Raw genomic sequence first — 13,698 nt, forward strand, 5'->3', positions numbered from 1 at the left:
AAATCAACAGTTCAGTAGCCTTCTTTTTATCAGCCTTTTATACCTCATTAGTTTAGACTCATAATAAAAACAACATGAAAAAGATTATACTCATTATCGGGCTTGTTGTAGCCACAGTGGCTCTCAAAGCTCAAAACCAACAAGCATACCAGCAGGCTATGGGCAAGGGTCTGGGTCAACTGGCAACCGCTCAAACCCTGGAAGAACTGCAGGCAGTTGCCGCTCATTTTGAGCGCATAGCTGCGGCCATGCCAGACCAGTGGCACCCGCATTACTATGCCGCCCTGGCCAACATCAATGCTTCGTTTAGGGTTGAAGGAGTGGCTGAAAAAGACAAGTATACCCAAAAGGCCCAGGCCTTTATAGATGCGGCCGATAAGGCTTCTCCGGATAACTCGGAAGTAGTGGCCCTGCAAGGCTATAAATACATGATAGAGCTTTCGGCCGACCCTGCCAATCGAGGACAGTCATTATCACAAAAAGCCATGCGATATTTTGGTAAAGCTTTGCAGATAGACCCCAAAAACCCAAGGGCCAATATCTTTCTGGCCCAAATGGAAATGGGCATGGCTCAATTTTTTGGTTCTTCTACAGAAAAGGCCTGTGGCCAGGCCAGCCAGGCACTTAAACTCTTTGAGAGCTCTGGTTCAGCACAGTCGTTTGATCCTGCATGGGGGAAAGAAGTGGCCGAAGAAATAGTGAGCCAGTGTGGCAAATAGATTTTTGAACCCATGGAAAAGGCCTTAATAATATCACATGTGGTGGCCGGTAGTGCCTCCCTTCTTTCGGGCTTGCTGGCTGCCTTTTTGGGAAAGAAAGGTGGCTGGTGGCACCGCTTGTCAGGCCGGGTATTTTACTGGTCTATGTTCTGGGTGTTCATTAGTGCAATACTGCTCATTTCTTTTGTGCGGTTCAGCGCCTTTCTAATGGTGATAGCCGTATTTAGTTGGTATATGACTTTTTCCGGAGTTCGCGTGCTGACGTTGAGAAAGACGCTTCAGCCTCTTTTTATAGATTGGCTGGCCGCATGCCTTACCATGGCCTTTGGTCTGTTTAGTATGGGGTTGGGCCTTTACTACCAGTGGCAGTATGAATGGGCTTCGGTATTGGGCTATTTGTGCCTGTTTTTTGGCTTCTTTACCATGCAAACCGGTTGGCTCAACTTTAACGGATTCAGAACTGTGCATAAGGCAGAAAAAATGTGGTGGTGGTTTGCCCATATGAACTCCATGTGTGGGGCGCTTATAGCCAGCATTACAGCTTTTTTGGTTCAGAACGGAAGAGCCTTCGACCTGCCGTCATCTATGAGCTGGGTGCCCTGGGTGTTTCCTGCTATGGTGGGGTTGCCCTTAGTGTCTTACTGGGCCAATAAGTATCGAAAGAAATTTAGAGTCGGCAAATATGCCGTTGGCAACAATTGATTTTTAGTTAGATTTATCTGATGGGCTACCTACAAAACCTGAACTGGAAGACCGAACTTAGAAACACCTTTCTTATTTTCTTCTTCGGCTCATTTACCTCATTTCTGTGGTGTTTCAGTTGTATATGGGAAATAGAAAAAGAAATTTTCTCTATGACCTTTACCGGGCTCATGTGGGTGTTCTTGTGGCAGGGAAACGGCCACCTGTCCGATTACCTGAGTTCTAAAATCTCCTGGCTCGAAAACCCACTCAAACGGTTTATCTGGGGCATTGTGGGAGTACTGGTTTACTCTCCTGCTGCGGTATACTTTCTGTACCTTATGGCATTGTGGACCTTGAACATTAAGGTTGACAACGTAGGGACAATAGCCCTTATTTCTATCGGAATTACGTTTGTCATTAGCTTTTTTCTCAATGCTGCGGAGTTTTTACGCAACTGGAAACAAACCGCGCTCGATGCCGAAAGGCTAAAGAAAGAGCAAATGGCTACCCGGTACGAGTCACTTAAAAATCAGGTAAACCCACACTTTCTGTTCAATTCACTCAACGCACTTACCAATCTGGTTTATGAAGATCAGGACTTGGCAGCCGACTTTATCCGGCAGTTGTCCAAAGTATATCGCTATGTGCTGGAAACACGATCTAAGGAGGTAGTGAGCCTTGAAACAGAAATGAAATTTGTAGAATCTTATCTCTTTCTGCAGCATATACGCTTCGATGACAAGCTAAGGGTTGAAGCCAGCGTGAGCGGTTTTGAAAACCGGATGCTACCGCCTCTTGCTTTGCAAATGCTGCTCGAAAATGCCATTAAGCACAATACCATAGCTAAAGATGAACCGCTCACCATCTCCATTAGAGTAGAAGAAGACATGCTGGTGGTGGAGAACAATCTGCAGATTAAGAATATTCCTACTGAAGAAAGCTCAGGAATGGGCTTGGCCAATATTAAGGCCCGCTACGAGTTTTTGAGCGACAAGCCCGTGGTGGTAGAGAAAACAGAAAGTTATTTTAGGGTTAAACTTCCACTTTTAAGCATTTCAGAATGAAGGTTTTAATTGTAGAAGATGAGTCTATGGCCGCCAAGCGGCTGTCAGCCCTGTTGAAGAAGATGGAGCCGACAGTTGAAATACTTGATCAACTAGACTCCGTTAAAACAGCCGTAAAATGGCTTAAAGTCAATGAAGCGGATCTGTTGTTCTTCGATATTCAGCTGGCCGATGGCTTAAGTTTCGAGATACTGAATCAGGTAAGCGTTAAAGCACCCATCATATTTACCACAGCTTTCGATGAGTACGCCATCAGGGCGTTTAAGGTCAACAGCATAGACTATCTGCTCAAGCCCATAGACCCCAAAGAACTGGAAATGGCATTGGCCAAGTTTCATAAAAACTTTGAAGACAAAAGCCCAGTTGTTCCCAATATGCATATGCTCCAGGAAGCTATGAAAATGCTCTCCAGGCAATATAAAGAGCGCTTTGTGGTGAAAGTAGGGGAGCATATTCATACCCTTGCTGTAAAAGACACAGCCTATTTTTTCAGTCAGGAAAAAGCCACCTATTTGGTAACGGAAGGCGGCAAACGATACATCATTGACTTTACTCTGGAAGAAGTGGAGGGTCTGGTAGATCCGGATGAGTTTTTTCGGATCAGCCGTAAATACCTTGTCTCAATGCGAGCCATAAAAGACATTATTACCTACTCTAACAGCCGCTTGCGCATTATGTTGAGGCAGGCAGACGACATGGATGCCATTGTGAGCCGCGAAAGGGTGCAGGATTTTAAAAAGTGGCTTGATCGGTAGACGATAAGCTCTATTTTCGTGTATGCGTATAGGCTTGGTTCTCTCTTTACTCTTATTCTCATCCATTCTTATAGCCCGCCAACAGCCCTCTGGCACGTGGGTGATGGCCTACAGCAAAGCCCGCCAACCGGTACTTTCGGCCACTATGGAACAAGGCGAACTTGTTTTTGACAAAGGCACTCCTTTCGACTCTTCTGAGGTGTATACTCCCGGCCTGATGGTACTGCAGTTTGGAGATGCCCGAACAGCTAAAAGCTACTCCTGGGACGGCAACGAAAACTGGCGATGGCGGATAATTCAGGATAGTCTGCTGATGTTTGGACAGAGAGATACCCTGTATGGTCGGTTAAGTACAGATGAAATAGTGCTTAGCTCTACTATAGACGCTGTGCCTACAGAATACACTTTTCTCAAAGTAGAAAGTGGTTTGAGCCTAACTACTCTGCCTGCAAAAGCTCAACTAGAGCTCTCGATCGATGAACATGTGTTTGATGGACAGCGGTGGTTGTTTCAAAAAGATACAGTTTACGCGGTGAACACGGCCACTCCGGGACAAGAGCTTTTTTTAACAACTCTGGAGCCGCTGCAAGTGGTTGAGTATGCAATAGATAAAGCCCATGGTAAAGTAGAGTTAGGCATCATTTACCTGTTTCAGGAAAAGCGCAAGCGCTATGTGGGCTTGTTTTATCCGGTGGTAGACGATTTTACACGCCCAAAAGCCAGGCGGCTGAATTTTCGGTTGAAATAGAAAAAGCCTTTAAGCTTTAGGTTCCTCAAACAATTCTCTTGCGTATTCAATTGGTCTATTGAAAAAGCCAATATATTTGCGCGCTTTTTATGTCGGTTGTTCGCAAGGTGAGGGCAGTAGAACGGGTTTTTGCTGCACTCGATATCGAGATCAGGTCCTTTCAGAAGACTACCCAAATCAACTGCCTGGCAGGCTGCGGCAAATGTTGCTTTAAGCCTGATATTGAGGCTACCCCTCTGGAGTTTCTTCCTTTGGCTTTCGACTTATTTTTGACCAGACGCATTGATGAAGCCTATGCCCAGTTGGCCAATGCGCAGTCGTATTGTCTTCTGTTTGCACCTAAGCCGCTCAGCCTGGACAAAGGCAGTTGCAGCCAGTATGTACACAGGGGGCTAATTTGCAGGCTTTTTGGCTATTCGGCCATGAAAGGAAAAAACGGAGAGCCTAAGTACGTTACGTGTAAGATTATTAAGGAGTCCCAGCCGGAAAAGGTGGCTCATGCGCAGGCCTTGAGCATTCAGGGCAACGAAGTGCCAATGATGAGCGACTATTATTTTAGAATCCGTTCCATAGACCCAGACTTAGGCACACACCGCTACCCAATCAATGAGGCCATTCGAAAAGCTATTGAGTACGTAATGGCCTACTATGCCTACCGTAGAAGACCTTCTTTGAAAAGAAAGCTCATTGCTTAATTTTTCTATTACCGGGTGAGCTCCGGTTGTATAGAGGCATGGCGCTATACAGGAGAGGAAACTATCCTATGTTTCCATTCAATTTCTCCCAATAGTTTTCAGAGGCTTCCCTGGAGTTATTTCAATGAATTGGGAGAGTTACAGAATAAAAAAACGAGGGTGTCTTAAAAAACCAACTTAGCGTCACCCTGAACTTGCCTGCCCGCGGCAAAGGCAGGTTTCAGGGTCTTTATATCGCTGATAATCCAACTCATAGATTCTGAAATAAATTCAGAATGACGAGCTTTGAAGGTTTTTAAGACACCCCCGCTCAATATCGGTTTAGGTGTTTTTAGTTGCCTCCGTTGGCTCTTTGCATAGGGTTAGAACCAGTAGACTGTCCTCTGGCTCCACCACCGCCCCAGCGGAACAGCTCAAATCGAGAAGGCTTGCTTACTCTCGGGAAGTAGTTATTGTCTTCATCCGTATCGGCCGTTTCTCTGTAAGGATCCAGTCTAATTTGCACCACCTCTTTATCTTTCATAAAGGCTTTGGTAATGTGCTCTTCGTTCTTTCTCCATATATAGGCCGGAATTCGCTCCACTTCCTTAGTACCATCCACATAAGTCCACTCAATGATTAGCGGCATTACCAGTCCGCCTTTGTTGGTAAACTCAATTTCGTAGAAGTTTTTATTATCGCCCAACAGTGCTCTCTCTTCTGCCGAAAGGGAGGCTGTAAATCTCTGATAAGCTCTTTTCGCCTCTTCGGTTACTTCAAACTCATCGTAAGTATGGTAGAAGTCCTGAAGCTTGGGGTCTTCCTCCACTAAGAACTTCATTCCTTCCTCGCGGTTTCGACTATCGGCTATATCGGTATTTTCCAAAGCGTCTTCGGCAGCAGCAATGGGATACTCTATTTCCGGGTTTTTGGTGTCTAGCTTATACCATCTCACGTTTTCAATGGCAATGTCTACATGGTCTATGGTGAAGTACCAACCTCTTATGAACCAATCGATATCTACCGCAGAAGCGTCTTCCAGTGTTCTGAACAAGTCGTCAGGAGTTGGGTGCTTGAAGGCCCAACGCTGTGCATATTGCTTAAAGGCGAAGTCGAACAGTTCGCGACCCATAATGGTTTCGCGCAGAATATTGAGACCAGTGGCTGCCTTGGCGTAGGCATTGTTGCCAAAACCTATTATGTTTTCTGAGTTGGTCATAATGGGTTCCAACTGGTCTTTGGGCAGAGCCATGTAAGGCGCAATTTTATAGGCAGGTCCTCTTCGGTGAGGGTAGTTGTTGTCAAACTCCTGCTCTGTCAAATACTGAACAAAAGTGTTAAGCCCCTCATCCATCCAGGTCCACTGGCGTTCGTCAGAATTCACAATCATAGGGAAGAAGTTATGCCCTACCTCGTGAATAATTACACCAATAGCACCCCATTTGGTAGACTCTGAGTAGGTACCGTCAGGCAAAGTTCTACCATAGTTAAAGCAAATCATTGGATACTCCATTCCGTTCGAAGCCTCTACAGAAATTGCCACAGGATAAGGATAAGGAATGGTGTATTTAGAATAAGTTTTGAGCGTGTGAGCTACTACTTTGGTAGAGTAACGCTCATAAATACCATAGGCTTCTTTGGCGTAGTAAGACATAGCCATTGGGTGCTTTTCGCTGCCTTCAATGTCTACAGCCATGGCATCCCAAACAAACTTTCTGGAAGATGTCCAAGCAAAGTCCCTCACATTTTCTGCCTTGTAGTGCCAGGTTTTAGTGCCTGAAGCTTTTTCCTTTTCATTGGCTTTGGCTTCTTCGAGAGTTACAATTTTCACCGGTTCATCGAAGGTTTTTTGAGCCTGAGCCCATCGCTTCTGTTGCTCTGCGTTGAGCACTTCTTTAGGGTTTTGCAACCAGCCGGTTGAGCCAACAATGTGGTCAGACGGTACTGTCATTTTCACATCGTAGTTTCCAAAGGTGAGGGCAAACTCACCACGGCCGGTAAACTGTTTGTTGTTCCAGCCCTGAAAGTCGGAGTAAACCGCCATGCGTGGAAACCATCCCGTAATGGTATAAATATAGTTGCCGTCTTCCGGAAAATACTCATGACCACCACGTGCTCCCGATTCGTTTCTAGGGGTGGTGTTGTACCACCAGCGAATGTTGAACGATATTTTCTCGCCCGGTTTAAGTACCTGAGGCAAGTCTATTCGCATCATGGTTTGGTTGATGGTGTAAGGCAACTGGCTGCCTTTGGCATCAGTAACCTCTGTAATATGAAATCCCCAGTCGTTGTCGTGCCCATCAAGAGCGTCAATTTGGTCATAGGTCATTCTGGGTCTGATGCTGCTTTCGTCAAACTTGTATGAATCGTTGTCCGGATGTCTTACGTTTTCGTCCAATGCCAACCACAGGTAGGTCAGCGGATCTGGCGAATTGTTAAAGTAAGTAATGGTTTCGTAGCCATCCAGTCGTTGATTTTCATCATTCAGGGTCGCTTCAATTTTGTAGTCGGCCCTTTGTTGCCAGTACTTGGGCCCCGGAGCTCCGGAAGCACTTCTGTACATGCTGGGGTCCCGCAGCATTCGTTCTAGCTGCTCAAATCTTTTTCCGTGGTTACTGTTTACAATCTGGGCAAAAGCACTGCCTCCCAGTATACAGAAAGCCACCAAAGAATAGATGATTCTCTTCATGTTAGTTTAGTTTACCAAAATTTAGTTTCGATCATTAAAATGATGGCTATCCCGGCCACTGCCGATGATACAATCATGTTCCAGTCGCGTCTAGCCACGTTAAACAACCCCACAAAAACAAATGAGGTGATTATAAAGAACACCACTATTAAAATTTGCCCCAATTCGAGGCCTACATTAAATGCCAAAAGCGGTGTAAATATGTTTTCTTCCCTGCCCAAAAGGCTTTTGAGATAATTGCTGAACCCTAAGCCATGAATGAGGCCAAAAAATAGCGCATAGAAATAGTTGCTATTGAATTTAGAAGGGGCAGAACCATGTTTTTTAAACAGGTTGGAAACGGCAGTAATAAAAATGGTTACCGGAATAAGAAACTCAATAATGTCGGTTCTGAAGTTAACAATGTTGAGCGTACTCAGGGCTAGAGTAATGGAGTGGCCAATGGTAAAGGCCGTTACCAGAATAAGTACTTTTTTCCAATCCTGAACAACGTAAATAGCACACAATGCAATGACAAAAAGAATATGGTCATATGCGTTCTGGTCTATGATGTGTCTATAGCCTACCTCGAGATAAGTGCCAAACTGGCTCATATTTTCATATCAATGTGTCCAACAACTTCCTAGGAATGCAATAATAAAGCTTAATTTTGAATGGGCATAAAAAAGTATTGTTCATGCAATTGAAGCTTACACATTTGGTGTTTTTGTTGATATTCAGTGGGTTTCATCCTTTTCATGTGAGTGTGGTAGATGTCGAGTACAATGCGCAGGCAAAATCTATACAGGTAAGCCAGCGTATATTTTCAGACGATCTGGAAGACGCACTGGCTGATTTTCACGGACTTGAGTCGGTTGATACCGTAGATCCGCAAGATGGGGCACGGCTAGATAGCCTTATTGGCAGCTACCTAAAACAAAAGGTTTTCTTTGTGGTGAATGGAAAAGAAAAGAGCATTCATTATGTGGGCTCGGAACTGGAGGGCGATGCCCGCTGGTGCTATTACGAGATAAAAGGTGTTGAAGCTCTGAAAGAAGTGGAGCTGTCTAACCTTGCACTAATGGATGTGTTTGACGATCAGCAGAACATTGTTCATTTTAAAGTGAGGGGCAAAGTTTACAGCTATCGTCTCGATAAAAACAGAAACATCAAAACCTTTAAATTTAATCAGTGAAGAGAGTATTCTGCTTTTTCGTATTGGCGGTCTTAGTGGCTGCGTGTTCCTTCGAAAAGAAAGCCCCGGAAAACACCTCGCTTGAGCCGAAGGCTATTCGCAAGTTTGTGAACTACGAGATTTCATCCTTTACAGAGATGATGGGCCCTTGCAAAAGTGACAGTGCTCAAAGGCAATGCCTTATTTTTCAGGTAGAGTTTCCGGTAATTACCGGTCTTGTGCCTCAGTCTGTGGCGGAGAAGCTCAATTACCATATAGAGAAAGACATTCTCTCTTCGTCATTTATTAGCAACAAACCGGGCAGCTTTAAAGAACTCAAAGAAGAGCTCAATGCAGACTATACAAGCATGATCAGCGATTTCCCTGATTATAATAACGCCTGGGTTTTTGAGGTGAATAGCGATATTCTTTACCAAGACAGTCTGTTCATTAGTGTAGCCACCACGGTATATTCCTACACAGGAGGAGCTCACCCCAACTCTGGCCAGGTGTATAGAAGCTACGATTTGCGCACCGGAGACCCCATTACCCTCGATCAGCTACTGGTAGAAAACTACGAGGCCAAACTCTATCCGGCAGCCGAAATTGAGTTTCGCATGACCCGCGAAATACCTCCTGAAATGAGCCTTCAGGAAGGGGGATTTTGGTTCGATGAGGGGCAGTTTAGCCTCAATGAAAACTTTGCGATCATTAACAAGAGCCTCGTTTTTTATTTCAATCCCTACGAAATAGCCCCATATTCTGTAGGACCTACCGAGCTGGAGTTAAAACTGACAGATTTTGTAGACCTTATAGCAGACGGCAGTGTAATTGATGGGTATAAGAATTAGCCTTTTCCTGCTATATATGGCCTGCGCTTCTCTTCAGGCACAGGAGCTTGAGGTACGCTTTGCCATAAACAATGCCGGTATTCCAGTAGAGGGCACTTTTCGCAGCTCATCCATTCAGTATATGTTTGATAGACAGCAGCCTGAAAGCGCCTTTTTTAGAGCAGAGGTAGATGTTGCATCCATAGATACCGGCATAAAAGCCCGCGACAGGCACTTGCTCAAGCCCAAGTATTTTGATGCCGGGAACTACCCGAAAATGACTTTTAAGTCTACCAAAGTGTACAAGCAAGGCGCTGATTATGTACTGGAGGGTGAGCTTAATATAAAAAACACCATACGGCCAATAACCACCCCTTTGTTGATAAGCCATGGAGATGGAGGACAGAAAGAATTTTCGGTTTCGTTTGTGCTGAACAGGCGCGACTTTGGGGTGGGGCGCAACCATCTGATTTTAGGCGATGAAGTTAGAGTTTCCATAAAACTCAGAAACTAAACTCCTCATAGGGCAGCCATCGACTGCCATTGTGTTTTAGCAGCCAAAAACTTTTTACATCAAACTCATCCTTAAAGACTCGCGATGCATAGACGGGCCAGGCTTCTGTAAAGTGAGCTTTTTTGAGATCGCGAAAAGCCACCGTAATGTGTGGATGAAAACCCCCGGCATGAACTGCATGAAACAGGTGCAGTTTTCTTTTTGTGGCTTGCAGTAAGCTCTCGTTCATTTTCATTAAAGGAGGGCAAGGCTCCGGCTCGATAAAAATGGTGCGAGGCTCAAAAGCCCCAAAACCATTGAGCTTAATAGTAAAAGGCTCAAACTGACCGGCCGAGCGGAGGGCTTCAAACAACCTGGCCTCTTTGGCTTCGCGCCACTGAAAAGGCATGTGCAATGTAATATGTGGAGGAGAGCGAAATGCAGCCTTGCAACCGTAAGCATCGGCAAACTCTTGCTTAATGCTATCTATTTTATCGCATAACTCTAGGGGAGGTATTATGGCCAGAAAATATCGGTACTCGCCTGCTTTCAATTCCGGGAATGACTTAATGGTTTTTTGCTGAAGCTCACTCTTCAACAACGAAGTTATAAAACCCGAACGTTTTATTACATTTCAGAACGTATTGTACATAAGAAGTTGCCTGATACCAGATGTAAGGCCATTGTTGGCATGTAATTTGACTACAGGCGTTTGGTAAATTTCCCTATATGTTGAAGGCTTTTTGTATTGCAGGCACTCTTGTATTTTTTCTTTTTCTCGTAGCCTGCCAGTCAGACGATGCCCCTGTGGCTGAGCTCAAATTTACCAAAGACCAACTACAAACGTTACATGGAGAAAGTGGCCGCACCTGGAAGGTATCGGTGGTTTATGAAAACTACAGCCAAACCGAGTTTAGCCGCTTTAATAATTGCTACAAAGACGACCTCTACACGTTTAGCAGCGATACCACTGCGGTGGAAGTGAGCCTTGGAAGTGTACGATGCTTTTGGCCTGACGCTACTGCGGAATCGGCCACTGTAAACTATACGTATGACGAGCAAAGCGGGCGGGTATTTCTTGAGCATGGAAGGGCAGAGCAAAACGGAGGCTTTTTCTATTCACACTTTTTTGTAATGGAGCTGGTGGAACTTTCAGAAAACAAGGTGTTTTTCGCCTCTGGTGAGAATGGTCGTTACTCCAAAGCCATAGTTTTTGAACCCTCTTCTCCTTAAAGATTTGGAGCGTTCGGTATAATCAATCCGACCAGTTGCCCATTTCAGTTTTGTGAGCATTACTTTTTAGAGTAAATTCCAAGCCTTTAACAAATCTGAAATGAAGAAATCTGCAATTTTCACGCTACTATTTTTACTCTCCGCATCACTTTTTGGGCAGGGTATAAAGAGCCCTAGTGAGTTTTTAGGCTACGAGCTAGGTACACGTTTTACCCCCAACTATAAGGTCGTAGACTACTATGAGCACGTGGCTTCTCAATTGTCTAACGTAAAGCTCCAAAAGTATGGAGAAACCAACGAGTTGAGGCCACTCATTGTGGCATACCTATCGGCTCAGGAAAACATTGACAACTGGGAACAGATAAGAACAGACAACCTGAAGCGAGCCAAGTTGATGGATGGTGAGCCTTCCGGTAAAAAAGTGGGTATTGTTTGGTTGAGCTACAATGTGCACGGCAATGAGGCCAACTCTACCGAAACCGCAATGAAAACCCTCTATGAACTGGCTCGACCAGACAACGCCAAGTCTAAAGAGTGGTTGAAAAACACGGTGGTTATCATGGATCCGTGCATTAACCCAGATGGCCGCGACCGCTACTCTAACTGGATCAACCAGGTAGCAGGCACCACCCCTAACCCTCGTCCCGAGGCGGCTGAACATAGCGAGCCATGGCCCGGAGGAAGACCCAACCACTACCTCTTTGATTTGAACCGCGATTGGGCCTGGCAAAAGCAAATAGAGTCTCAGCAGCGCATGAAGCTCTATAACACCATTTTACCCCACATACATGTAGATTTCCATGAGCAGGGAAGTAACAGCCCCTACTATTTTGCTCCGGCTGCCGAGCCTGTTCACGAACAAGTAACCCCCTGGCAGCGTCAGTTTCAGGAGATCATTGGTAAAAACCACGCCAAATATTTCGATGCCAACGGCTGGTTGTTCTTTACCAAAGAAAACTTTGATATACTCTATCCAAGCTATGGCGACTCTTACCCAATGTATAATGGTGCCATAGGGATGACTTACGAGCAAGCCAGCAGCGACCTGGCCATTCTTACCGATGAGGGAGATACCCTTAAGCTTTCCGATGCCATTGCCCACCATTTTACAACCGGAATGTCTACCGTAGAAATTGCTGCTCAGTACAACGAACGTATGGTAGATGAGTTTGCGGCCTACTTTGAGAAAGCCACAACCGACCCTAAGGCCAAGTATAAAACCTACATTATAAAGGGAAACAATCACCCCGATAAGCTCAAAGCCCTGGAGGCTTTCCTAAACAGGCATCAGATTCGGTATGGGGTTTCCAGTACTAAAAAGCCGGTTTCGGCCTTTGCTTACAGAACAGGAAAGAACCAAAACGTTTCGGTTCAGGATGGAGATATCGTGATTTCTACCTACCAGCCCAAGGCCGTGTTGGTGCAGGCCTTTTTTGAGCCAGATACTTACGCCAGTATTACAGATACTTATGACATTACCGCATGGGCTGTTCCTTATATGATGGACCTGGAGGCTTTTGCCACCACCGAAAGGCTGTCTGTTTCTGAAGGCAAACCAATGTATGCGGCTCCGGAAATGCAGCTGGGAACTACTCCTGCTGCCTATTTGGCTAAGTGGGAAACACTGGAAGACGCTAAGTTTTTGGCCGAAATTATGAAAGCCGGAATTAAGCTACGTTTGGCAACAAGCCCCTTTAGTGTGAACGGGAAAGAATATGCGGCAGGAACACTCATTATTACCAGAAAAGGAAACACGCACATGGGTAGCCGTTTCGATGAAGCGGTAAAAGCAGCTGCGCAGAAGTTTGGCCGATCGCTTTACTCAACACCCACCACTTTTGTAGATACGGGAAAAGACTTTGGCTCTAACAACGTGCCTTTCATTAAGGCTCCTACTATTTTGGCACTTAGAGGCGAGGGGGTTTCTTCGCTCGGTTTTGGAGAGTTCTGGTATTTCATGGAACAAGAGTTGAACTACCCAATTACCATGGTGAATACGGATGATTTTGGCCGTGTAAATCTGGATGACTACGATGTAATAGTAATGCCGTCTGGTTCTTATGGTCGAATGTTAAGTGAGAGCCGAATGGAAGAGTTTACAGCCTGGATTCGTGGAGGCGGCAGTGTAATAGCCATTGAAAGAGCTATGAATACTTTTATGGGTAAAGGAGGCTTTAACCTGAGCCGTTATGCTTCTGATGCTGAGCAAAAAGAAGCTTCCAGACAATCGGATGAGGAGAAAGAGGCTATTGCTCTTACCCCTTATGCTGAGAGAGGTTCAAGGTTTGAAAGCTTCAGGCTTCCCGGGGCTATCTTTAAGCTAAAGGTAGACAATACCCACCCATTGGGCTACGGATACCCTGATTACTACTTTACACTGAAAAATAACGGTAGCCGATATGCCTATCTGCCAAATGGCTGGAATGTGGGCATCATTGATTCGGAGGCAGCGTATGTGAGCGGAGTAGCTGGCGAAGAAGCCAAGAAGACCCTGGCCAAGTCCATGGTATTTGGTGTGGAGAATGTGGGCCGTGGTGCTGTGGTATATATGGCCGATAATCCACTCTTCAGAGCTTTCTGGGAAAATGGTAAGCTGTTCATGGTGAATGCCATGTTCTTTGTTGGCCAGTAAGATATAATTCGTAAAACTTTGGCG

General features: G+C 45.3%; 14 protein-coding genes. 11 read left to right on the plus strand and 3 right to left on the minus strand.

Going from position 1 to position 13,698, the window contains the following annotated elements:
* Positions 1-74 precede the first annotated feature (74 nt).
* From B3763_RS14140 to B3763_RS14165, 6 genes are all read left to right on the plus strand, one after another.
* The gene (locus B3763_RS14140) at positions 75-719 is read left to right on the plus strand and encodes a hypothetical protein (RefSeq protein WP_286747415.1); all 645 of its coding nucleotides are present in this window, start codon (positions 75-77) and stop codon (positions 717-719) included.
* Between the two features lie 12 nt (positions 720-731).
* A complete protein-coding gene (locus B3763_RS14145) occupies positions 732-1,421 on the plus strand; it encodes a hypothetical protein (protein WP_286747417.1) in 690 nt (229 codons plus the stop codon).
* Between the two features lie 20 nt (positions 1,422-1,441).
* Positions 1,442-2,467 (plus strand): sensor histidine kinase, encoded by a 1,026-nt coding sequence (locus B3763_RS14150; protein WP_286747419.1) that lies wholly within the window; start codon positions 1,442-1,444, stop codon positions 2,465-2,467.
* Positions 2,464-3,222 (plus strand): LytR/AlgR family response regulator transcription factor, encoded by a 759-nt coding sequence (locus B3763_RS14155; protein WP_189628872.1) that lies wholly within the window; start codon positions 2,464-2,466, stop codon positions 3,220-3,222. The genes B3763_RS14150 and B3763_RS14155 overlap by 4 nt, the downstream gene beginning before the upstream one ends.
* Before the next feature lie 103 nt (positions 3,223-3,325).
* A complete protein-coding gene (locus B3763_RS14160) occupies positions 3,326-3,970 on the plus strand; it encodes a hypothetical protein (protein ID WP_286747422.1) in 645 nt (214 codons plus the stop codon).
* A gap of 89 nt (positions 3,971-4,059) precedes the next feature.
* Positions 4,060-4,665 (plus strand): YkgJ family cysteine cluster protein, encoded by a 606-nt coding sequence (locus B3763_RS14165; RefSeq protein ID WP_286747424.1) that lies wholly within the window; start codon positions 4,060-4,062, stop codon positions 4,663-4,665.
* A gap of 331 nt (positions 4,666-4,996) precedes the next feature.
* Here the strand turns inward: B3763_RS14165 and B3763_RS14170 are convergent, their stop codons facing one another.
* Together B3763_RS14170 and B3763_RS14175 are read right to left on the minus strand one after the other, a co-directional pair.
* A complete protein-coding gene (locus B3763_RS14170) occupies positions 4,997-7,333 on the minus strand; it encodes a M1 family metallopeptidase (protein WP_189628875.1) in 2,337 nt (778 codons plus the stop codon).
* Between the two features lie 11 nt (positions 7,334-7,344).
* Positions 7,345-7,926 carry a HupE/UreJ family protein gene (locus tag B3763_RS14175; RefSeq protein ID WP_189628876.1) on the minus strand — a complete coding sequence of 194 codons (582 nt, stop codon included), beginning with the start codon at positions 7,924-7,926 and terminating at the stop codon, positions 7,345-7,347.
* A gap of 83 nt (positions 7,927-8,009) precedes the next feature.
* Here B3763_RS14175 and B3763_RS14180 point away from each other — a divergent pair, with 83 nt between their 5' ends.
* Genes B3763_RS14180 through B3763_RS14190 form a run of 3 tightly spaced genes read left to right on the plus strand, consistent with a single transcriptional unit; the run spans position 8,010 to position 9,830 of the window.
* A complete protein-coding gene (locus B3763_RS14180; protein WP_189628877.1) occupies positions 8,010-8,507 on the plus strand; it encodes a DUF6702 family protein in 498 nt (165 codons plus the stop codon).
* Positions 8,504-9,337, plus strand: a complete 834-nt coding sequence (locus B3763_RS14185; protein ID WP_286747428.1) for a DUF3298 and DUF4163 domain-containing protein — start codon at positions 8,504-8,506, stop codon at positions 9,335-9,337. Before B3763_RS14180 ends, B3763_RS14185 begins: the two co-directional genes overlap by 4 nt.
* Complete coding sequence (locus B3763_RS14190) at positions 9,321-9,830, plus strand: YceI family protein (protein WP_286747430.1); 510 nt, start codon at positions 9,321-9,323, stop codon at positions 9,828-9,830. Before B3763_RS14185 ends, B3763_RS14190 begins: the two co-directional genes overlap by 17 nt.
* Here B3763_RS14190 and B3763_RS14195 read toward each other — a convergent pair.
* Positions 9,820-10,407, minus strand: coding sequence for a 2'-5' RNA ligase family protein (locus B3763_RS14195; protein ID WP_286747431.1), 588 nt, complete (start codon positions 10,405-10,407; stop codon positions 9,820-9,822). The genes B3763_RS14190 and B3763_RS14195 overlap by 11 nt on opposite strands.
* A gap of 131 nt (positions 10,408-10,538) precedes the next feature.
* Here B3763_RS14195 and B3763_RS14200 point away from each other — a divergent pair, with 131 nt between their 5' ends.
* Together B3763_RS14200 and B3763_RS14205 are read left to right on the plus strand one after the other, a co-directional pair.
* Entirely contained in the window at positions 10,539-11,042 is a 504-nt protein-coding gene (locus tag B3763_RS14200; RefSeq protein ID WP_286747432.1) for a hypothetical protein, read from the plus strand.
* A gap of 100 nt (positions 11,043-11,142) precedes the next feature.
* Entirely contained in the window at positions 11,143-13,674 is a 2,532-nt protein-coding gene (locus B3763_RS14205) for a M14 family metallopeptidase (RefSeq protein WP_286747433.1), read from the plus strand.
* Positions 13,675-13,698 lie beyond the last annotated feature (24 nt).

It is taken from the genome of Roseivirga sp. UBA1976 (assembly GCF_002336325.1).
In the GTDB taxonomy this organism is placed as follows: domain Bacteria; phylum Bacteroidota; class Bacteroidia; order Cytophagales; family Cyclobacteriaceae; genus Roseivirga; species Roseivirga thermotolerans.